We start from the raw sequence: 22,146 nt of genomic DNA, 5'->3' as shown, positions 1-22,146 counted from the left end.
ACGAAAGCCCCGCTATCAGTGCATTGTCATCCAAATCCCCATATACCCCGCTCCTTTCCGTCTATTATCAGATATTCCGTATATCTTTAACTCCTTATATCCGGGTCCTGGTTTTTCGGACCTTTCTCACTTTTCCCTTGATGGGCCTGGTCTGGAGTTCTTCCAGGACCTGACTGCCTTTGTTGTTCAGGATTTCCACATAGCTCAGACTGTCGCGGATATCGATGATGCCGATATCCGACACCTCCACTCCCTCAATGCCGCAGATGGTTCCCACAATATCGCCGGCGCGCAGTTTTGACTTTCTTCCGCCTCCGATGGAGAGGCGCATAATGCCTTCGTTCAGAGCCTTTCCCTTTTCCGGTTTGATCTCCGCTTTCTGCCGCTGGGACTTCCAGAAGGCTTTTACCTCCTCCGGGCTGGCGGCGGGACATTCCGTGACGGGCAGCTCCCGGTCCATGTAGGTCTCCACCATCTGAAGCATCCGCCGGTCCTCCTCGCACACCAGACTGATGGCCCGGCCCTCTTTTCCATTCCGCCCCGTGCGGCCGATGCGGTGGACATAAGTCTCTCTTCCGGTTGGAAAGTCATAATTCACCACATGGGAAATGTTCTCGAAATCAACGCCTCTCGCCGCCACATCCGTGGCGATCAGGTAACGAAAGGCCCCCCGCCGGAATGCATCCACGGTTTTCAACCGCTCCTTCTGCTCCAAATCTCCATGGAGCATACCGCAGAAGATTCTGGCCTTCCGCAGTTTCTGGAACAGGACATTGACCATCTCTTTGGTGCCGCAGAAGATCATGCAGCTCTCCGGGTTTTCTGTCATAAGCATCATTAAAAACGTGTCATATTTAGTCTCTTTATCCGCCCGGTACAAAACCTGTGTGATGGCAGGCTCCATCTCCCCGCTCTCTTCCTGCCGGATGAGAACCACATCTTCGATATACTCGTCCACCAGATTCTGAATCTCCGGTTTCAGCGTGGCGGAAAACAGGGATATCCCGCAGCCTTTTGGCAGGCAGGATATGATCTCCTTCACTTCATCGATAAACCCCATATCCAGCATTAAATCCGCCTCGTCTATGACGAGATGGGTAATCTTATCCAGCTTGAGACTCTCCCGCCTGATATGGTCCATCACCCGTCCCGGCGTTCCCACCACGATGTGGGACTTCTGCCGCAGGGTCTGTATCTGCTTCTCGATGGGGAAACCGCCAAACAATGCCGGGACCTTCAGCCGTTTTTTCCGTCCAATGCGAAAGACCTCGTCCTTCACCTGCTCCGCCAGTTCTCTGGTGGGCTCCATAATCAGGGCCTGGGGCGCATTTTCCTCCCAGATGACCGTTTCACAGATTGGGATGGCAAATGCCGCCGTCTTTCCACTTCCGGTTGGCGCTTTGGCAACGATATTATTTCCCCCAAGAATGGCCGGAATCACTTCCTGCTGGATGGGGGTTGGTGTTTCATATCCCAGCAGCTGCAAGGCCTCTTTTATTTCCTCTGATAACTGATAATGATTGAATCGATGCTCCGGTTGATTTGTCATAATACCCTTTCCTGATAGAATTTCTGTCTGCCGCTATTATAGCATGGAAATCCCCAGATGGAAAATGATTTATGACGTGCCGGAACTCAAAAGCTCCTCGTCCTCCTCCCACAGCGTATAATCCCGCTCGAACAGTTCCTCACATATCTGTGGCTTTAACTGCTCCCACTCCATTTTCTCCAGGAGTTTTTGCTGGACGAACCGCTTGCTTTTCTGCTTATATTTAGGCAGATGGTTGATTTCCAGCAAATGCTGGAGTTCCGGGCGCCAGACAAGGGTAATCTGGAGTTCCCGCTTCATCTTGGGGTTAGGCATTGCCGGACGCATTTCCTCAATCACAAAGTCACGGCCCATCACACGGACCGTCAGTATCCCCCACTCTTTTGGGATATGCTCCTCCACGTGCTTTTCATGGGATTTCCCGATCACAATGTAGTTGGCGTCACAGTACCGGTTGTAATCCCGCACCTGGCGTTTCAGCCGCTCGTAGGTGTCCGCGTCGCTCTTAATCTCCAGGCCGATGATCTGGCTGGCAGTGAGCATCAGCAAATCCGCCCGGGATTTTCCTATGATTTTTTCCTCAAATATCCTGGTTTTCCCGAACCTCTCCTCCAGATAATCAAACAGCGGCTCCCGGATATCACTGTCATATAAAATAATTCTGTCTTCCTGTTCCATTTGTTACTGCTTTCCGGAAGAATGGTTCTCCTCTTCCATGATATAGTATCTGTTATTTCCTAATGTTTAAGGTCGCAAATTGGGACCTTAAAATCATTCCTCCGTTTCCAGTTCCACCCGCTGCAATATGTCTTTGATAATGCCTGCATCCTGAATGAGGTTAATTCCAAAACATTTTTTGCCTGCATCTTTTAGCGATGCTCCTACATGATAGGCTGTTGCTCGGTCAATGATTAAGAAACGGTCATGGAACGCCTTTGTATCTTTCACATTCAATGTGGGATATTGTGCATTAAAATTCTCTGCATCTGTTTTCGTCAGCTTGGTGCGTTTTTGCGTGTAGATTGTTACCGACACATCCGCTTTCTTTTTTGAGAGTAGATTTAATGTTCCCACATCCACATATCCGTCGATTAACGTGATTTCCTTTTCTGCTTTTTGTATCAGACTGATAATCAGACTAAACGCATCATAAATCTGTCCGTCAAAAAATATCTTTTGACTGGATTCTTCATGCTCGGATATGTACTCAAATATCTGCTCTAACTTCTCATCGGTCTGTTTCTGGTACTGAAGCTGCTGCAATTCGACAGAGCTGATACGTTCAAAGAGCAAGGTGTTATTGGCAATAAAATGCCGCATCTCTACAAAAGCTCTCATAATACCAATACTTACATTTACTGCAACCTCACTACGAAGAACACTCGCAAGCATGGATATACCCTGTTCAGTAAAAACATAAGGTAAATATCGCCTACCACCACGCCCATCTGTACTATTTTTCATGTCTGTTTTTGAGATGCCAAATTGGCATCTCAAAAATTCATATTCTTCTTCTGTCAACTGAAAGCGAAAATCTTCTGGGAAACGCTTTATATTTCTTTTTACCGCTCTATTTAATGCACTTGTTTCAACCTGATATAACAAAGCTAAATCACTATCTATCATAACCTGCTGATTACGCACAACATAAATCATACTTTTTATGTCACCTTGTACGCCCTCAACACTCACTACGGATAAGCCATCTTCCGATTTTATTAAATTAACTTCTTCTATTTTTGCCATCTATATCGCTCCTTTATGTTTTTGAGGTGCCAAATTGGCATCTCAAAAATGGGGTGACTTGAAATCGCAAATTGCGACCTCAAACGCATTTCCTCGACAAGCTCATTATACCATGCTGCAACTCTGTTAGCATTATAAATCTCCAAAAGAAAAAGGGCAATCGTTTGGACTGCCCCGGTTCAAATCACAACTTTCTGTGTTGCTGTTGTCGCTTAATAAGTATATGTATTTTATTTATCAATTATAATATAGTATCTGTTATTTCCTATTGATTTTGTGCCATACTCGATCGCTTCGGTGGGACAGCCGCAGATGCAGGCCATACAGTGGGTGCAGTTTCCGTTCCATCGGGGCTTTCCGTCTAGCATGGAAATGTTTTCCAGAGGGCATACTCTGGCACATTTGCCACAGGAAATGCATTTGTCCGTAATTGTGAATTTTTTGTCATGTACCATCAAGGGGTAGAACAGCCGGTTGACCGGGCCGCTCTGGATGTTATCCCGAAGGGAAATGGGCTGCCTGGGGAATGGTTTTCTGTCCTGAATTGTTTTTGCAAACGCTGTGATAAGCGGGGCCGCCTGGTCCAGGATTGCTTTGCACTCCGCTTGGTCCGGCACCGGAAACATGGCCGTATAATTTTCAGGCATCACGACGGATGAAAGGCCGCAAAAATGCAGGTTCTTTTTCTCACAGAGCTTCTGTGCGTAGGCCGCGGCGTTGCCACAGCTTCCACCGCAGGTCAGCACGAAATAAGCATCCTGGCTGCCGGTAAATTCCGTCTCCCGAATCCACTGCTCCACCACTCTCGGCATCCGCCATGCATAGGTGGGGGCCACAAAGACCCATGGCGTCTCCGAGTGGTAAGAGAGACGTTTCCCCGTCTTACCGTATGGGTGAATGGAGACCGGTTCCTCCTGAAGAAGTTCTGCTATCTGTCCGGCCGCCAGCTGGCTGTTGCCAGTACCGCTAAAATAAAAGATCATGGTATCACACTCCTATTGACTTATTTGAGATTGTATAATATGATACGAATTGTATCACATTATGCCTCAATGTCAACCCGACACCTGAGACAAATCGAGGAGAACTGTATCATGGACAAGAGAAAACTGGCCAATCAACAGGTGAAAGAAAAATTATTTTACGCGCTGATCTCATTTTCCGGGCAAAAGGACTGGTCCAAAGTGACCGTCACCGAGCTGGTGGAAAAATCCGGGGTGGCCCGTGCTTCCTTCTACCGGAATTTTCATTCGGTGGAGGATATTATCCAGTATGGCATTGACTGGATGGCGCAGCGGTATCACCAGGGGATGCCAAAGGGCATCGAGGATTACCACGGCAGGGAAATGATGGAGTATAAATTCCGTTTTTATCAAGAGCACGCCAGTCTTGTTCTGGCCTTTCACCATGCCAATGTCAACACCGCCCTGCTGGACATTATCACGGACTGTGAAATCGAATGCTATGGCGATATGCCGGCGGATTCGATATCCAGGTACGAACTGTATTATTATGCCGGGGCGTTCTATAACATGATGGTCTGCTGGCTGGAGAGCGGCATGAAGGAGACGCCGGAGGCGATGGCGGAGGAATTTCTGCACATTGCTTCGATCAGGATGTCTTAAATGGCTTCAGACATTCATCGATTGTCGGATATATTGTTACATTTTGGCACCCAAGCTCCTTCATAAGCGCTTCCATCCACTGTTTATCCCTGTCACTGTGGTAGGATATATGCCAGGCGGCGTCTTCCGTACGGGGTGGAATCTGCGGCGGCGCTTCCTCCGCCCGTTTCTTGCCGTCTTTGCTTATCATTTTATAAAATAATCGTTGAAACTCCTGGCTTTCTGCCATCCGCTCCTGAGCGTATCTTCTATCCATGGCTCTTCGCTGCTCGTCATCAATCGCATCTTCACCGATGTGGTATCCCACACGGTTGATGGTGTACTGCAAACGGTTATGTAATTCATCCATGGAGTCCAAATCCTCCGCTGCCCCCTCATTTTCAAACTCATCCCTGCGCTCTGACTCATCCTCGTCATGGACTTTCGTCGCCTCGGCTAAAAAAGTAAAGTATTCAAGATCCGGCAGTCCAAACGAATGCCCCAGGACATAAACTTCTTTGATTTCCTCCGACATGGCGGCGTGCAGAGCTAAAAACATGCAGAGACTCTGAATATTTTCTGCCACATGTTTGTCTGTCTCATACAGGATTCTATCTATGAAATACAGACCGCGGAACCGTCCCCCCAATCGATATAATATGTCCTCCGGCATTTGGGGATGTGAGGAATGTCCATAGATGATGGAGTCTTTGTCTGACGCCTCCCCATGGATATGGTATACATTCCTATCCTTCACCTGGAAACGCTTTTGCAGGGTATCCGTATAATTGAAATTGATGAACAGACAGTTATCGCCAAACCGGTAGCCCGCGTCCTTCTCATCGATCACGATAGTCGCAATCCAGCTGCAGAACGCTTCCCTCAAAATCTGGCTGGCATTGCGAATACTCTTATTCATTTCGCGAAGCCCCTTATTGTCCTTGCCAAAAAACATGTTTAACTGCTCGGAATCCAGTTTGTCCAGGGACGCCTCGAAGGTGCTCCAAAACTCATTGTCAAGCAGCTGGGGTTCAAATGGATTACCATAGATCAGCTCCACATCGCTGATGGCTGTTTCCCGCCCATCCTCATCTCGAAAGACATGCTTTCTGATGTGCAGCTTTCTCATGATTTCGTCGCGATGGGCGAGATAAAATTTCTGAAATTTATCATAACCGGTATCCAGTCCCTGCCAGATATCGAAGCCATTTCCAATGATTATCAGGGTATCTTTTGGAATGGGCAGTTGTTTCTTCCTATGCAGCATTGTTACCTCCCAATACGGTCTGACGGTTCTGTCTCCATATTCTCATAAATGCGTTTGGAATGCAAGGGAAAGATTCCCTGTCATCGCTCATCATTTCCACACATATAATGTAACCTGATACTGTCTAAGAAAGGTGATATCCCACTATGTCCAACACGCTCTACCCTCTCACCGCTTCCCAGCGTATGCTCCAGCAGGCCCTTGTGGAATTTGGCACCGCACAGGTGCTGACGATTGGCGTGTGCGTTTCCATCCATGCTCCTGTGGATTTTTCTCTGTTGAAAAAATGTCTGGCAGAGGAGGTCTGCCGTCTGGAATGTCTGCGGGTTCAGTTCACGACCATGGATGAGGACGGAATGGTGCGGCAGTATCTTGTGGCGGAAAGTGTTCCGGAGATTACCTATGAGAATTTGAGGGATCAAAGCGACGCGGAAATCAAAGCGCTGATGACTTACTGGAGTACTCTTGGATTTGAACAGGCGGACGCGCCGCTGCTGCGTTTTGTGATGGTGTCCCTTCCGGGCGGGTGGAATGGGGTCTATCTGTGTATTGACCACCGCATCATGGATTCTCTGGGGCTGCTGTTTCTGATGAATGATACCTTTGAACTGTACTGCCATTATCTATACGGGACGCCGGTCCCGGAAATGCCGGCAAGTTATGAGAAGGTACTGCAATTGGATTTAAAACGGGAACAGGATTCCAGGAGACTGGAGAAGGACCGGGCCTTTTGGGAGCGGCTGATAGGTGTCGGCCAACCGGTTTATACGGATATTCAGGGACGCGGGGTGCTGGAACAGAGCCGTATTCGTCTCGGACAGCCCGGACTGCGGGCGGCTGGGCGGAGGATACAGCCTATGGATGGGGATATGGAGCGGTTTACTCTGCCGCCAAAGGATACGGCCCGGCTGCAGGCTTACTGTAAGAAGCATTCTGTCTCATTGACCAATCTGCTCCTCATGTCCATGCGGACCGCGCTGTCTTTTCTGAATGACGGGGAGACGGATGTCAGCATCCGAAACTATGTCTCCCGGCGGACTTCAAGGCAGAGCCGGACCTGCGGTGGCTGCCGCATCCACTGCTATCCCTGCCGAACCGTGATTTCGCCGGATACCACGTTTCTGGACGGAGTCAGGCAGATTCAGAATTATCAGCATAATATCTACCGGCACATTGATTATGACATGGAATGCGTCAACCAGCAATTCGCCGATGCGTTCCACATGCCGCCGCTCACCACGTATGAAGGGGTGGCACTCACGTGCCAGCCCCTCCCGCTTACTTCCTCCAATCCATTTTTAAAGCACATCCCGCTGAACACCCAGTGGTTTTCCAACCGGGCCGATATCCAGAAACTCTATTTGACAGTCATGCTGGCCCCGCAAGGCCGTGGGCTTGACTTCTATTTCAAATACCAGACGGCTGAGCTGGGGCGGGAGGATATTGTTAAATTTTATGAACTGCTTGTTGAAATTCTCTCCATTGCCACGCAAAAGGAGTCGATTACCGTAGCGGATGTCATGGGTCAGCTGCCGCGTCTCTTATTGTGAAAGAGTAAACAATCTTTTCAACACGAACCTGAGCCTAATTGCTTTCCAACCTCACTTTCAAAAAAAATACCATCGAGATTTATTTTCTTGGTATCCCGGTTGTCATTTCGCTCAAATACCAGTTGAAGCAGTTTCACCATATCTTCCCATTCAAATAATTCCACATGGCAGCATTTATTTCGTTTTTCAGCACATTCATGCAGTTTTTTACTAAACACGCTCCACCACTTGCTGCCATGCAATGGGTCTCCTAGATTTTGAAATATTTTTCCAATTGGAATTATGTTTCCTTTAATCACATACTGAATATTTCCCAACATAAAATAGTCATCATTGACATTACTCAATTTTACATCTTTATTCTTGTATTTTACAACATAGTTAGAACATGTTTCCTTCAACCCATTTACCAAATTTCTTCTCATCTGAATTTCCAGCGCTTTGCAAAATAGGATTCCGCAACAGGAGGCATCCAAATCTTCTACCACTTGATAGACCGGTTCCAAAAGTTCATAGAGTTTTATCCCCATCGTGAGATTTTTCTTGACATCCGGCTCCAGTTTTCCAAACTCCTGTGATGAGTGAAATCCCAGCATGTTCAACTGCTCATCGCTCAAATCTTCGTCAAAAAAATCCACTTCTCGCAAATCACTGACAAAATCATCTGTCTCTATCGTGTATTGAGGTTCCTGATTCTCGTCGACACCGCTCTCCGCTAAAAAAGAAGTCGCGGAAGGAATCTGCTTTGCCGCCTCCTGATACTTTGCTGCTTTTTCGTTGTCATTCAGGTCCCCTTTTTGTATTTCATCAATATAGCGGAGTGCAAATGTGTCGATTAACGCCTTCATCTCACCTACTATAGGATTTTTACGCCAGGCCTGTCCGTCTCCAATGACACAAAGTCTGTATTTCGCCCTGGTGACTGCAACATTTACAATATTGCTGTTTACCCACTTGATGGCGCCTTCCGAGGCTTTTTTATTATCACATCCCAGTAAGAAAATGACCTCATTTGCCTCTTTTCCCTGAAATGTATGGACCGTACCGATATTGGTATCCATCCAATCACCCAAATCATGATTCTTTGCCATGGAAGATTCCCTGTGACTGCTGCAATAACTCCCAATGGCTTTCTTGATTCCACGCACGACGGATGTAAATGGACTGATGATATACAGGTTGGGATTTTCTGATTTCTGAAAAGCCTGCTCCAAAATTTGGCAGACTTCTTCCCCCTGACGCACCACATAATGGTCCCTGTTCCCATTCTCATCGCCAACCACATTGAGCCATTGAGACTTTGAAAATACAAAGTCCCGCTGCTCCTTTTCTGACGGCAATTTTGTCTGCTGTTTCATAATTCCGCCATATGATATTTTATTTGAAATATCATACATTGGACTGATACATCTTCTATGTACCAAAAGCGGGCAGCCGACCCAGTCAGGATAATCCGTTCCATTGTCAAGATAGGTGCCAAAAGGATTCATGATATCGGCACATTTTTGTACTGATAATGTTTTATCTCTATAACAGCGGTATAAGTCATCCTTATAGGTTGTTTTCAAAAGCTCCAAATCATCCGTCACCACAGGTTCCACCTGCTTGGGGTCTCCCACGATGATGGCCCGCCGGGAACGGTATAATGATCCCACCGCCATCTGCGGCTGTGCCTGTCCTGCCTCATCGACAATTAATGTGCCAATCATTCCCGGCTCCCTGACATCTTTCAACAGGGTTCCCACCGAGGCAAATGTAGACGATATGACAGGTACCAGCAAAAATAAAGTCTGATAGAGGGCTCCGCACATCTCTTCTCTGTCCTGTTTATGGAATAAAATCCGCTCTTTCTCATCTCCCAATTCCAATCCCCAATACTGGCCCAGCAGAACAAAATTTTCACGGCAGCATTTACTGCTTAAAATAAACTCCCTTGTCAATTGCAACGAGTAAAATAACAGTTTTTCTCTCTCCCGATTATAAGCATCTGTCGTCCACGGATTTCCAAGCTGTGCTTTTGTTGATTTTTCCTCATCTTCCGCAAGAAAATCCTCCACAAACTTATCATCCAAAACAAGTCCGCCATAGGTGTCCCCATTCTTCTGAAATTCAACAATCTTTTTTTCATACTGCTCCATTACTGCTTCCAGTTCTTGTCGTATGTGTTTCAAATTTTCCTGGCTCTTATCTACTTTCGCAGCCAGTTTCGATTTCATAGCAATCATCTGTTTGAGATTGGCTTCTTTTTCCCTGTATCTTTTTTCTGTGTCTTGAAGCTCCGACCGCGCATGCATATACGCCTTTTCTGCTGCCTGAAACTGCTCACTTAGGCGTTGTTTCTCCTGTTGATAACGTCTCTCCTGCAGTCGATATTCCTCCACCAGACTCATTGCTGCCTGATATTTTGAATTTTTCAGAAAGTGTGAAATACGGCCAATGGATTTTTCTGTCTCCAGTATATTTTTTTTCGTATCAATTATCTGCTGAATGATATTTTCCTGCTCCTTTTTGCATTGCTCATACTCCACTCGCAGATTTTGATAACCAGCTTCTGCCATTTTAAGTTCGGGCGCCAAAGCCGCAAGCTGCCCTTCTTCCTCCTGTAGTCTGGTACTCCACTCAACTATTTGAGAGCGATACCGCTCTATTTCCTGGCAATTTCTTGCCGTTTCTTCTTCTGATAAAAGTTCCGTCCGCGTTTTCTTTTCTGCAATCTCTCCATACGCGGCTAGTTTTTCCTGTAATTTCTCTACCTTTTCCAACTGCTCCTTGAATTGTCTTCTTGCTATTTTGTATTTCTCTTTTCTGGATTCTATCGCAGAATTATTCGGATAGAAATCCCAATGTAGAGGATTCAAAACCTGATAGTAAAATGGTTTGACATTTGATTTTTTGCCGAGAGGAACGGCAGCCAGACCCCAGGCACCCTCTCCAAATAACTGTTTCGCATATCCGCTAAAATAGATTTCACCATATTCACCGGCCTTGTCACTTTGCTGTTTATACAACATCTCCGTTGAAACAGCCTGGCTCACCGTAAACAGATTCTCAATTTCTTTTAACTGTTCTTTCACTTCCTCGCTGTCAGAAAGAGACGCTTTTAGATTATCCGTGATTTTCGCTTCAATTGGCAATTCTTTCGTAATATTTTCAACCGCACCATTATTGCAGGAAGTTACCAGCACACTATAATCATTGATTTTATCATTTTTAAACGAATACCAGGATGGATGGAATTTCGAATATCCGCCATTTGCCTTATCCCCATGCTTGAATTTATGTTTTTTAAATGCTTCATCAGGCTCCTCATATTTTGCAAGCAGTTTTGCTTTCTCAACAATATTTCCCGCAACAATTTCTTTTAGCAATGTGGTTTTGCCTGTACCTGGAGGACCATTCACAGAAAAGATACTTCCATATTCCCCGAATACGCCGGACGATTTCCCAGACGTTGCAAAATTCACTGCCATTTGCTGCATGAAGGCCGGCATATATTTAGAAGGCCATTTTCCCATGGGAGCATGTTTCAGATTCAAAACCTCCTGTAAAAAAAGTTCTAATTCTTTGTTTGATTTGGGGTGAAGGATATCTCTTCTATTCCCCCCGCCTTCCTGTTCCCTGGCAGGAGCATCAATATACGCCGCCAATTCCTTCCATAGATTGCCATTTGATGAAATCATTCCACCATCTACTGCATCCTTCATCATTTTTAAATCATTGGAATAATAATCATGGCTTAATCCCAGATAGTTATCATCTTCATATCGTTCCTTTGACAAATGATCTTTGAAGAGCTGAACCTTTATTCCATAGTAGTCCATACAGGAAGCATTTTGCCGGATATCAGTATCTATGGTTAGATATTTATTTATGTAGACTTCCTTTATTTTTTGTAAAATACTTATCAATTTCGTTGTATTGACCGCATGTTCCGTAAAGACCGGCATGGCAGATACATCTGTCTCCAAAGAGTCTGACACTGCCATCAGATTTGTCCCTTCACCAACATTAAAAAACAACTTTTCCAAACCTTCCACGTCATTCCTGTAATCCTCTATCGATAGATCATCGGAAAGCCTGCCGGAAGTGCCCAGTTCCAATTTTGATAATGACCATAAGATGGTTGATAATGACAACGTGTGTTCCACATAAGTCCCCGTTGGCGTCAACTGAAAACTGAGGACAGCAATATCATCATAATTTTTTCCGGTCTCTCTAAGTCCTCTATTTTTAAATATTTGGCAAGACTGAGGATGCAGTTTTCCCGCTTCACTTTTCCAAGATAAACCGTTATATTTCCCCATGTACGCATGCCACATGCATCTGCTTCGGCTTTCAGTTCCTCATACAAAGCATTTGCCGTATCAAGTTCAAAAAAATCGAAGATTTGTTTTCTGTTACTTTTTTTATTGTTCTCCAAATCCCTCTTGTGTTTTTTTATTTCTCGTCGGCAGGCAGATGCACCTGTCCCTAAATCAAAAGAATCCTGACCTAAAAATTCAATTGCAAACCAGTAATCCAATACATCACTGGTCTTTTTCAGAGTACTTTGGGTCATTGCGTCTACCTCCTCATAAATGTTTCAATAATTTCTTATTAGTATCTTAATTTCCTCTACGTTTTCAAGTGAAAGCTATGGCGTATAGATATCGTCCATGGCCGATTTCGGCAACATTTTTCATAAACTCCGCATTCAGCCAGAGTGCAATTCTGCAAAAGCTTGTATCTGCAAATGGCCATTTCGCGTATTTGGGGGATTCAAAATCTGCTTTGGGCATTTCTGACAGAATTTTGATCCATTCCTCGTGCAGGCGGCTGATTTCTTTTACTGCCAGTTCTACACTCCCCGGCCAGAGGACAGCTTCTTTTTTTAAGGTTCCATTCCCGAAGGAATAGTCCATCGTGGTTTTCCACCAGTAGAGGATGTGCCACATGGTCCATGCAATGCTGGCCGGGCCTATAGTGTATGCTTCTGTTTCCGGCCAGTCTGCTGCCCATGTTCCATCCATCTGGCGTATCTGCAGTCCTTGTTCAGTTTTACACCACAGGGCTTCTTCGTCCGTCAGATTACTTACGTGATATTGAAATAACTGCCAGCTTATATCAAGCTGAAATAGGATATCTTCCTTTTCCATGTTCGCTCCTTCATTCAATGAGTCTTGGCGGCTGTTGTTACAAAACTTATGTGCCAGACTCGCCTGATTTCATTGTGAAAAAATAATCAATCTGTGTTTCCTCTTCCGCACTCAGATAGGTGCCATATACCGGTATAGTACAGCACATCACCCGCTGGCCAGCGGAGACCAGTATTTGATAGCCGTTGCTCGATATCAGGCAGGCGGGTCTTTGGGAGGTTTCGCCGCAGGAAATGTATTTTGCTGTGGATTTTAAATCGATCAGCTGTTTATCGTACAGTCCCCTTGCCTTTAACGTTTCTTTTTTCGTCCAGTTGAAGTATGACCAGGTTTGGTTTTTGGGGGAAGTGGATATCAGTCTTGGCATGGGCGATGCCTCTGAGAGGAGAAGCGTTCCCTTTGCTGTGTAGAATGATACCCCGCCGGTTTTCTTGTCTACCAGCAAAAGCATGTTCCCGAACTGGACTTCTACTATAGTTTTGTCTTCTCTATATTTCCATGCAAGCCCAGGCGTCACGGAAAGCTCCCCTGGTATGGCTGGAAGATGATTGATGGACTCTTTGGCGAAGCTGATTCGGGCCGTATTCCCGGATATCGGCGTGATGCGCAGGACACCGCAGGCGCTTGTCAACTCCAGATAATCCTTCTGTCTGGTCACCCAGCGGATAGCGGAATTGATATTGGAATGGCCAGGTGGTCTTAGGCTGCCTGTCGATGGCATTGTGCCAAATTCAGCATTTCCAAGCCGGTTGCCGGTGCTTGGCCGATTGCCAGCGCCCAATTGATTCCCGGCGCTCCTCGCCTTCCCTGGTCCTGCTTCCTTCTGCCCGCCCGGCACAATGATTTTCTTCGGTCCGATTTTGTCCCGGAACTCCAGCTCAAACCGCCCTTGCGCGGAGCGCTCCTCAGCAATTTCCTGATTGGTCTTTTGCTTTTTTCTCAGGTACCGTTCTAACTTTCGCCACCGCCGGCGCCACAAGATATCTCTGCTTCTTCTCCTCCGGCACCGGAGCCGCAATCAAATCGGTCAGCGTTCCGGTATAAAGGGCCGCCAACTCATGAAGAGCTCTGGTGGCCGCCACATACAAAAGCCTTGCAAAACCATCCTCCGCCGGATAATTCCGGTTGTCCACCCCCAGCAGGAGAACCGCATCGAACTCCAATCCCTTGGCGTACTCGATTGGCAGAACCATGACTCCATTTCCAAACTCCTCCGTCTCGGCGTTGAATTCGCGGAGTTTCACCTTCTTTTTCAATTTTCCTGAAAGTCGATACACTTCCGCCTCATCCCGGCAGATAACCGCGATGGTCTCATACTCCTTCTTCTGCCACTCCCGAATCACCTTGGCGGCCTCCGAAATCATCTGCTCCTCATCCCCGCATTTCGCCGTGTGGACTTCATTTCCATGACGGATAATCGGTTCCACCGGATAGATGGGGAAATTCCCATGCTGCAAAATGTTGGTCGCAAAATTTGAGATTTCCACTGTGTTTCGATAGCTTTTCCGCAACAGACCGAAATAGTCCAGCTCCCTCGTCAGCATCAGACTTTTCAGTTCCTCCCAGTCCGTCAACCCATAATCAAAATAAATATTCTGCGACACATCGCCCATGATGGTGAAGGTGCATTTACTCATACAGTACTTCAGCGCCCCATAAGCCATCATTCCAAAATCCTGGGCCTCATCAATGACCACATGGCTGGCTTCCCGGATAACCTCCGTCTCCTTGATTCTCTTGTACAGATAGGCCAGCGCCGCCAAATCATAGACGTCAAATGCCGTCCCAGGCAGGGAAATGTGATGCCCTCTCCCATTTTGTTCCAGCAAAAAAGTGTCATACAATTCAAAAATAGACCCCTTCCACTCCCGCTTTCCAAAATACGTCTGATATTTTTTCAGAAGCGCCCTCTGCTCCTCCGGCGGGTAAGTATAGTATCTGCCATAAATCTCATTTTCCAGCTTCGCCATCAAATGCTCTGTCAGTTTGTCCAGCTTTTCCGGCAGGGACAGGTAATCAAATTTTCGAAGCAGGTTCTCGATGGCGCTCCGGCTCATCAACAGCTGGTGCGTTTTCTCCGCGTAGACATCCTCCCGCGGAATATAATTCCACTCATAACACCGGCAAAAGTCCTCCAAATCATGAAACCAGGAAAAACTGCCCTTGACACAGGCGTTTTTATCCTCCTTGTCCAGCTTTTTCACCGTAAACTTCTGACTGTCCCAGTCCTCATACAACAGCCGGACAAACAGCTGTTCCATGGTCATCTGGGAAATGCCGTAGACATCCAAATCCGGCAGCACCCCCGTGATGTAGTTCAGCAGCATCCGGTTGCTTCCGATAATATAGAAGTCCTTTGGCTGAAATTCCACATCATAGTTATACAGAATATAGGAAATGCGGTGCATGGCCACCGTTGTCTTGCCGGAACCGGCGCCGCCCTGCACAATCACATTGTACTGCGGTCTCCTTCGGATAATTTCGTTTTGCTCCTGCTGAATGGTCGCAATGATATCGCTCAGAACAGCCCGCTTATTTCTGGCGAGATATTTGGTCAGCAGCTCATCATTTGCCACCACATCGGAGTCATAGAAGTCCTTCAGCTTATCCTGCTCGATTTCATAGGTGCGTTTTCTGGATAAGTCTATCTCAAAGGCGCCCTCCCCCTTCACGGAATAGGTGCAGGCCCCGAGGGCGCTCTCATAGTAGACCGACGCAATCGGCGCCCGCCAGTCGATGACCACCAGCTCCGCTGCCTCCTTCGTGATGGCGGATTTTCCGATATAGTAACATTCTTTCTTCAACAGATTCAAATCCGTGAAATCAATTCTTCCAAAATAGGGCTTCTTCCTGCTGCGTTCCATGCGAAGGAGCTCCTGCCGGACCTGTTGAAATCTGGCATCCGTATTGAACCACAGGGCCAGGCCCTCTTTATCCTTGGCATCATATATTTCCTTCAGCTCATGCAGCTCATCCGCCAGGTTATCCACGGATTCCCTTGCGCGGTTTAAGTTCCCGTCCGCGATGGAAATAATATACGAGAGCATTTCCCTCTCTTCTTCCAGGGTGACTCCCGGTATCGTCTTTGCCTCACTGTTCTGCTTCATGTCTGTCTCCCCTCTATATTTGTGTGATGCATCCTTCGGCCTATCCATATCTTAACAAAAATAAGAAAAAAGACTAGACTTGTAATTCAAAATTATATATAATGGATAATGAAGTGTGCCTATCTATCTCTAATTACTATCGTTCTCTTCACTCCAGTTCCATTCCCTCAATACCTGCAAATATTTTTCCAGAGCTTCTGACTGTGAATACGCGTATTCTTTCCAGTATGATATCATTTCCCTGAATTCCTCTTCCGTAAAATGGTCCTCCGGGATTGTCACGCCACAGATTTCTCTTTGGGCTGCCTCATCCAGTTTCACAATTTCGCACATCACATAGTAGAGTTCCCGCAGTGCATTGTCACTCATATCCTGAAAAATCTCGCCGGTTACCTGAAGCATTTCCGCCGCCTTATCCCGGATGGTCCCGAACGATTTGTTAGACCATATCTCATAGTGATAGACTTCCAGCGTTTCATCGTACTCAGACACAAGGTTATTTATGGTTTCCTCATATCGGCAGTAATCCGAATATTTTCCGGCCGCGTACAGCAGGCGCTCTCTCAACACCTCAATTTCAGAGGGCTGTCCCGTCATTTCCGCTGTCATGTGTTCCGCCCTCTCTTCCATCTTCTCAGCCATCGTTTCTCCCCTTCTTTTTCTCCCTCAAATGACAGATCTCATTCCACACCGTCAGCATTTTATCGTAAATTCCAAAATACTCCAGCAGTCCCTTATCTATCCACTCAGTCACATAGACGCGCCAGTTTTCCCCCTTCTTTTCCGCATTGGCGGTAAGCAGCTGCACCTGCTCTTCTGTCAATTCATCCGGAAAGACATCGATAAACCCAGTACTGTAAGCGATCTCTGACAGCCCGAAATACCGCTCATAATCTCCGGAACCGCCGACACAGACCCCATCCTCATCAAACTCAGCTTCTATCTGCAGCAAACCGATCAGGTTATAGACAATCTCCTCCTCCGAATCCGCATACAGCTTGTCATACAGAACTTCTGCCAGCGGCGCTATCACATGATTTAAAAATGCATCCGGCGCCAGTTGGCAGATCATTGTAACAAACTCCCGCTCCCATATGGTCTTATCCAGCCACCGCTTTCCAGTTTCAATCAGTTTTGACAATGACTCTGAGTCCACCAAAATCGTTGTCACATCCTTCTCATCTCCCAGGAAAACATTGGAAACATACGCCGCCATCTCCTCCGGGCGCAGCTCATGCAGGGAAATAAAATGAAAACTGAACGCCAGCAGCGGATTGGAAAGATAATACCAGCCCTGGCGCCTCACCAGAACATGAATCTTTTCTAAATCCTCCAACCACGTCTCATCCCAAAGGAAGAGTTCCGGACAAAAACGCTCCAGTTCTGCCTTTGAGAAAATCCCCTTCTCATTACCAGATAACGCCATCTGGGTCAGGAAATGCTCCAGCATCTCGCCTGGCGCCTTGCAGTTTTCCGTCATATACCGCACCACTGCTGCCATTGCCGTCCAATAACCGGCTGGCAGTTCCTCTGCCCACGAAAGAAATGCAAGCACAAATTCCAGGGACTCTTCCTCAAGCAGAAATGAATTCCAGAACACATGATCGTCAAGTTCCTTCGCCATAATCGCATTTTTTACCTGCCCGGAAATTCCACGCATCCAAAACCATTCCTCTAAATTGTCCACTGGCGTTGGTTGAATTTCGTTTAAGTATCCATCATCAAAGTCGGCTTCAATTTCATCTAATGTCCATGTTTGATGTTCCAGTTGATGAGCGTAATTTTCCCAGTCATCGTCATCCTCTTCGTCATTCTCATACATCTCATCTTCCCAGTTCTCTATCGTTTCTCCCAATGCCCATTGTTCATATAACTGAATTTTGGCCCGCAGGGACTCCGAAATTTCCCAGTCAAATTTCGTGTACTCATGCTCACATCTCAACTTTATATAATCAAACTCACTTTTTACTCCACCCGCCGCGGTCAAACAAAGTTCAGCTCCATAGTATTTCTCCAAATAGGTCGATATTTTATCTTTATTCTCTGTAATATACCGAGTCCACTCTTTTACAAAACTCTGCTTCCACGCTTTCCCGTCCAGCTCCATTCGATTCCACATCAGACAGTCCATATAAACGGAAATCAGCCAATTTACATCCTCACAGATTCCCTCCCGCGCCATCTGTATCGCTGCGTCGGAAAAGCTCTCCATATCTTCACTCAGAACTGACTCCGGGTATCGCTCCACAGTCTGGACAAAGGTAATAAATGTCTTTTCAAACCATGCACTTAAATCCGGACACTTCTCTCTATCGTAAAGAAGAAACAACTGTTCCAGACGGCCAAATCCCGCATCCTCTCCTGTTTCCCACGTCCTGTATGTTTGGAAAAAGCGAATCCCCTCCTCACCATATAGCAAAATCTGCTTATATTTGTCATAGAAAATGATGGAATCGCTCTCCAGAAGAAGAACCGCTTTTGCCATCACCTTCTGGTACTTTCTCTCCGCTCCCTTTATCTCCTTCAAAAGTTTCAGATACTCCACACACTGCGAAAAGTACAGGCAGCTTTGGAACAGAATATCGTGGTATTTTTCCAGACAGTTCCGGATGGCAGACTGAATAAAATCTTTCACGGATGGATTCTGAAATGTAATCGCCCGCAGTTCCTGGACCTCCTGATTATACAAATCCGTCCTGATAACCGTCTTTTCCAGTTCGATGATTACTTCAAAAAATCCCTTCCACTCCAGAGATTTCTGATTGGTTTTCAGAACCTCATAGTAACATGTTTCCAGCACAGACGACTCGATGGGAAGCGGCATAATCGCCATTAGCAGATACACCACTTTCGCCTCCATGGACAGCTCCTCAAAGATTTTCTTCCAGAAATCCACCGGACAATCCAGGTACCGAAAGAAATTGGCGGCGCACTCGCCGGGCGGCATTTCCGGAGTGATGGACTGGAGGAACTTTTCAATGACACGGGGATTATAGTTAGACGATTCGATAATCTCAAAATCTGCTTCCCTGAGACTCTGCATCTGCTCCCAGGTCAGAGACGCTGATTTTAAGTGCCCATAATAAATTCTCAATTTGTCCTCTCTGGAATACTGACCGATGCGGCAGTCCAGTTTATAAGTCTCCACCAGCTTTCGGAATTCCTCATTTTTCTTCAGCCCCTGCTCCAGAATATACTCCCGCGTGGTGATAATCAAAATGCAGTCCTTCCGCTTCTGGATATGCTCGATAAAGGACGTTAAATCCTTCACCTTCCTCCCGGTTCCAAAACCATCAAACCCGGTATCCCCCCAAAAGTCGTCAAAGACAATAACCTTCTTCCCCTCCATGGCTTCCGCAGCATATAAATCCTCCACAGACGACGCATAGAGGAAGGACTGAAATCCAAATTTTGTGTAATAATAAAGGGCGGTCTGGTTAGCCAGAGTTGTCTTCCCCACTCCCGGCTCCCCGGATATAATCAGAGTCCGGCTGTGCTGAAGTTTCTTCAACGCCTCCTCGTAAATGTCCGTCTCCACAAAAAATCTGGCCTTCTCCATCGCCTCCTCCAGATTCATCCGGGAGCGCTCCATCAATGGGCCGTTTACCACCTCATGAAGGGTGCGTTTTAAGGTTTTTGTATTTTGAATCCAGAGTTTAAAATATTTTTCCTCCACGCAGCGGTACCGACTGTCCCCGCTGCTCAAATAATTATTAAAATCCTGGCCTGTGATGATATCTTCCGAAGCGACAATGTATGGGAAAAATAATTCCATAACCTGTCTCTTCCTCTCCACCCCGATATCGCCGGAAAGAGCAAGAAGATAGCGGCTGATTACGACACCGCCTTCTGCCAGCCGGTCAAGTTTTTCCTTTTCCGTTTTGGCAATACTCAAGATCGTCTGGCTGGTATTTTTAATCCGCTTTGCCTGGAAAATAACCGTACTGCCATCCCCAAGGACACATCTCCCGTCAATTCCCAAATCAGTCCCCCGCGCAAAGGATTCAAAGACAATCCCCTCCCGGCACTGTATCATATCACGGGCAAAATCCTGAAATTCCATTGGTTCGAAAATGTTATAAAAATCATAATCTGCCATGTCTTATCTCCGTATCGTTCCACTACAAAAATTCACCCAGGTTGACGTATCTTCCTATCTGCTTCTCCGTCTTCAGGCCGTGAAGTGAATCATATTCTTTAAAACTCATGCGATAAATCCCTGCCAGCGTCGCCACATTCAAATGCGGATCGCCAAAATGATAGGAGGCCTTCGCATACTGCCGTTTTAAAATCTCCTGAAATTCTAGCAGCGCCTCGCCTGTGATGTTCCGCTTCCTGTACTCTTCCTTAACGGGAACCGCATATATTTTCTCATACTCCCTCATTCCAAGAAAATACCAGAACGTGTCATAAAAAGGGGTACTGTACGCCCGGAGCCAGTCCCACATAATCTCCTTGTCCATCACGTTGGGATTGTCCAGATGACAGCGGCTGCACAGCAGCACGAAATTGGAAGGCTCATCCTCCCCACCGAGAGAATCCGGTATGATATGGCACCGGTCCAGTCTTCTCTTACACCCGCAGCGCCAGCACCGCTCGTGGGCCTCCGCAAAATCAATACTCAAATCACTCTCATCCACGTGCCCTGCCCAATAATCTACAATCTCCTTTTTCGTCGTCTTAATCCGCTCCCGTTCTGCCATGTGGGGCCTCCTCTTTTGTTATTGAATAATCATCTGTGTTGTTCATTATTATACCAAGTTAACACTTCATGTTCATCTCATTTAATCTGGTTACCAACAGCTCATATATATCATTTGAATGCTCTTTATCACACTGCAGCAGCAAAAAACAATCTCTAAACTTCTCACTTAATTTTTCACACAGATAAATTGCATCCTTTTTGAATTGTACTTGCACATTTTTATTTTCAACCATCTGGCGAAGTAATAAGATTGTTATAACCAATATAATCAATGTAGCGATTAATGCCGGGTCAACCTCATCGTAAGGCTCAACAACAGCAAAATAGCTCTTAGCACTTAAAATATCCACATGCACGTATTGACAAGCCGTACGATAGAAAATATGATACAGCTCCTTATCTGTTTTAGACGGAAAATATTTCCCTAAGTCCCTATTATTTGGTACCTCTTTTATCTGTTCTCCCGTATGTTTATTGTATATCTTTTTGTAATTTATTTTGCCATCCGGATATTTACCAAATGAATAATTTTCCTCATCTACCTTTGGAAGTAAACGCTCATAAAATATATCCGGCTCCGAATTAATCGCACATATATACATATAGTTTTCAAAAATCCCTCTTCCTAACGCATAAATGCATTCAGGCAACTGCTCTTCACATAATTGCTTCGTACTCTGTAACACTTTAATTGTTTTAAGGGCAGAAAACATATTATAATCATTTTCGGTTCTTACCTCATAATCTTGTATATTTTCTGTTCCACTGTGTCTGTGAATAAAATCATTAAAACATGCTTCCAATGCCTCTATTCCATATTGCACCACTTCTTCCAGAAACTTATTGCAATGCATTACATATTGAACCGCATTTATATTTTTCTCAACCTTCTCACTCATAAAATCAAGATATTCATCGCAATATGCCTGATACTCCCGCAAATCTCCCTCTGGCATTTGCTCCTTATTAAATTCTGATGGCAATAGACCATTGCTCTTATAATATGCATATATTCTCTCTTCCGGAACCTCTGCCTGACGCATAGCCCGCATCACGCTTCTTATCATCTCATCTTTATAAACAGGTAAAAAAGAAAAAATGAAATCATCCCCGTTAGGTTTCCGACCATAATATTCCTGAAATATTTCTTGTTGTTTTTCAATGATTTCTTTTGTCATCTCATCTACATGCACACTTTTTACTAAATAATTACCGGATTCTTCATAACGAATTTTCTTCTTTTTACAACAGTCTCCATATGTTTTTCCACTACCGCATGGACATAATTCCGTAGATGCAAGTTCTTTATTATTTATAGGCACTTAAAATCCCTCCTCTAATTTTATTACTATTTCATCCGTAATTTCCTGATATATCCAGTTTACTATATTTCCGGCAGGGCGTCCATTCAAAAAGTTAATAGACGCAAATATGGTGGCTGCCTGACTTTCTATTTCGTCTGGCAGCCACCATCGTTTATCTT

16 protein-coding genes are annotated in these 22,146 nt (G+C 45.7%); 2 read left to right on the top strand and 14 right to left on the bottom strand.

Translation table 11 applies throughout. The features are described 5' to 3' along the window. Positions 1-94: 94 nt before the first annotated feature. The 4 genes from HMPREF9473_RS10855 to HMPREF9473_RS10840 all read right to left on the bottom strand — a co-directional run bounded on the left by HMPREF9473_RS10855 (position 95) and on the right by HMPREF9473_RS10840 (position 4,278). Positions 95-1,549, bottom strand: coding sequence for a DEAD/DEAH box helicase (locus HMPREF9473_RS10855; protein ID WP_006780153.1), 1,455 nt, complete (start codon positions 1,547-1,549; stop codon positions 95-97). Positions 1,550-1,618: 69 nt separating this feature from the next. Next, complete coding sequence (locus HMPREF9473_RS10850) at positions 1,619-2,227, bottom strand: sce7726 family protein (protein WP_006780152.1); 609 nt, start codon at positions 2,225-2,227, stop codon at positions 1,619-1,621. 93 nt (positions 2,228-2,320) lie between these two features. Then, positions 2,321-3,295, bottom strand: a complete 975-nt coding sequence (locus HMPREF9473_RS10845) for an ORF6N domain-containing protein (protein WP_006780151.1) — start codon at positions 3,293-3,295, stop codon at positions 2,321-2,323. 230 nt (positions 3,296-3,525) lie between these two features. Then, a complete protein-coding gene (locus tag HMPREF9473_RS10840; RefSeq protein WP_006780150.1) occupies positions 3,526-4,278 on the bottom strand; it encodes an EFR1 family ferrodoxin in 753 nt (250 codons plus the stop codon). A gap of 111 nt (positions 4,279-4,389) precedes the next feature. On the opposite strand from HMPREF9473_RS10840, the gene HMPREF9473_RS10835 reads away from it, so the two are divergent. Further along, positions 4,390-4,920: a TetR/AcrR family transcriptional regulator gene (locus HMPREF9473_RS10835; protein ID WP_006780149.1), complete on the top strand. Its 531-nt coding sequence runs from the start codon at positions 4,390-4,392 to the stop codon at positions 4,918-4,920. Here the strand turns inward: HMPREF9473_RS10835 and HMPREF9473_RS10830 are convergent. Further along, on the bottom strand, positions 4,907-6,166 hold the full coding sequence (locus tag HMPREF9473_RS10830) for a bacteriophage abortive infection AbiH family protein (protein WP_006780148.1): 1,260 nt from the start codon (positions 6,164-6,166) through the stop codon (positions 4,907-4,909). The genes HMPREF9473_RS10835 and HMPREF9473_RS10830 overlap by 14 nt on opposite strands. A 146-nt stretch (positions 6,167-6,312) precedes the next feature. On the opposite strand from HMPREF9473_RS10830, the gene HMPREF9473_RS10825 reads away from it, so the two are divergent. Continuing rightward, positions 6,313-7,716 carry a condensation domain-containing protein gene (locus HMPREF9473_RS10825; protein WP_006780147.1) on the top strand — a complete coding sequence of 468 codons (1,404 nt, stop codon included), beginning with the start codon at positions 6,313-6,315 and terminating at the stop codon, positions 7,714-7,716. Positions 7,717-7,733: 17 nt separating this feature from the next. Here HMPREF9473_RS10825 and HMPREF9473_RS28525 read toward each other — a convergent pair whose 3' ends face one another. From HMPREF9473_RS28525 to HMPREF9473_RS10785, 9 genes are all read right to left on the bottom strand, one after another. Continuing rightward, entirely contained in the window at positions 7,734-9,527 is a 1,794-nt protein-coding gene (locus HMPREF9473_RS28525) for a DEAD/DEAH box helicase (protein ID WP_347509122.1), read from the bottom strand. Between the two features lie 2,354 nt (positions 9,528-11,881). After that, positions 11,882-12,274, bottom strand: coding sequence for a hypothetical protein (locus tag HMPREF9473_RS28145; RefSeq protein ID WP_006780145.1), 393 nt, complete (start codon positions 12,272-12,274; stop codon positions 11,882-11,884). Positions 12,275-12,338: 64 nt separating this feature from the next. After that, positions 12,339-12,851 carry a DinB family protein gene (locus tag HMPREF9473_RS10810; protein ID WP_006780144.1) on the bottom strand — a complete coding sequence of 171 codons (513 nt, stop codon included), beginning with the start codon at positions 12,849-12,851 and terminating at the stop codon, positions 12,339-12,341. A 46-nt stretch (positions 12,852-12,897) separates the two neighbouring features. Next, positions 12,898-13,830 carry a DUF4968 domain-containing protein gene (locus HMPREF9473_RS26175; protein WP_050810025.1) on the bottom strand — a complete coding sequence of 311 codons (933 nt, stop codon included), beginning with the start codon at positions 13,828-13,830 and terminating at the stop codon, positions 12,898-12,900. Further along, the gene (locus HMPREF9473_RS10805; RefSeq protein ID WP_006780143.1) at positions 13,757-15,958 is read right to left on the bottom strand and encodes a HelD family protein; all 2,202 of its coding nucleotides are present in this window, start codon (positions 15,956-15,958) and stop codon (positions 13,757-13,759) included. The genes HMPREF9473_RS26175 and HMPREF9473_RS10805 overlap by 74 nt, the downstream gene beginning before the upstream one ends. 129 nt (positions 15,959-16,087) lie before the next feature. Beyond that, positions 16,088-16,600: a hypothetical protein gene (locus HMPREF9473_RS10800; protein ID WP_006780142.1), complete on the bottom strand. Its 513-nt coding sequence runs from the start codon at positions 16,598-16,600 to the stop codon at positions 16,088-16,090. Continuing rightward, complete coding sequence (locus tag HMPREF9473_RS10795; RefSeq protein ID WP_006780141.1) at positions 16,593-20,057, bottom strand: ATP-binding protein; 3,465 nt, start codon at positions 20,055-20,057, stop codon at positions 16,593-16,595. Before HMPREF9473_RS10795 ends, HMPREF9473_RS10800 begins: the two co-directional genes overlap by 8 nt. A gap of 22 nt (positions 20,058-20,079) precedes the next feature. After that, positions 20,080-20,661: an HNH endonuclease gene (locus tag HMPREF9473_RS10790; protein WP_006780140.1), complete on the bottom strand. Its 582-nt coding sequence runs from the start codon at positions 20,659-20,661 to the stop codon at positions 20,080-20,082. Positions 20,662-20,719: 58 nt separating this feature from the next. Further along, positions 20,720-21,985, bottom strand: a complete 1,266-nt coding sequence (locus HMPREF9473_RS10785; protein WP_006780139.1) for a DUF5677 domain-containing protein — start codon at positions 21,983-21,985, stop codon at positions 20,720-20,722. Positions 21,986-22,146: the final 161 nt, after the last annotated feature.

Origin of the sequence: Hungatella hathewayi WAL-18680, assembly GCF_000235505.1 — a bacterium.
Taxonomy (GTDB): domain Bacteria; phylum Bacillota; class Clostridia; order Lachnospirales; family Lachnospiraceae; genus Hungatella_A; species Hungatella_A hathewayi_A.
This window is presented reverse-complemented; position numbering and strand designations above follow the sequence as displayed.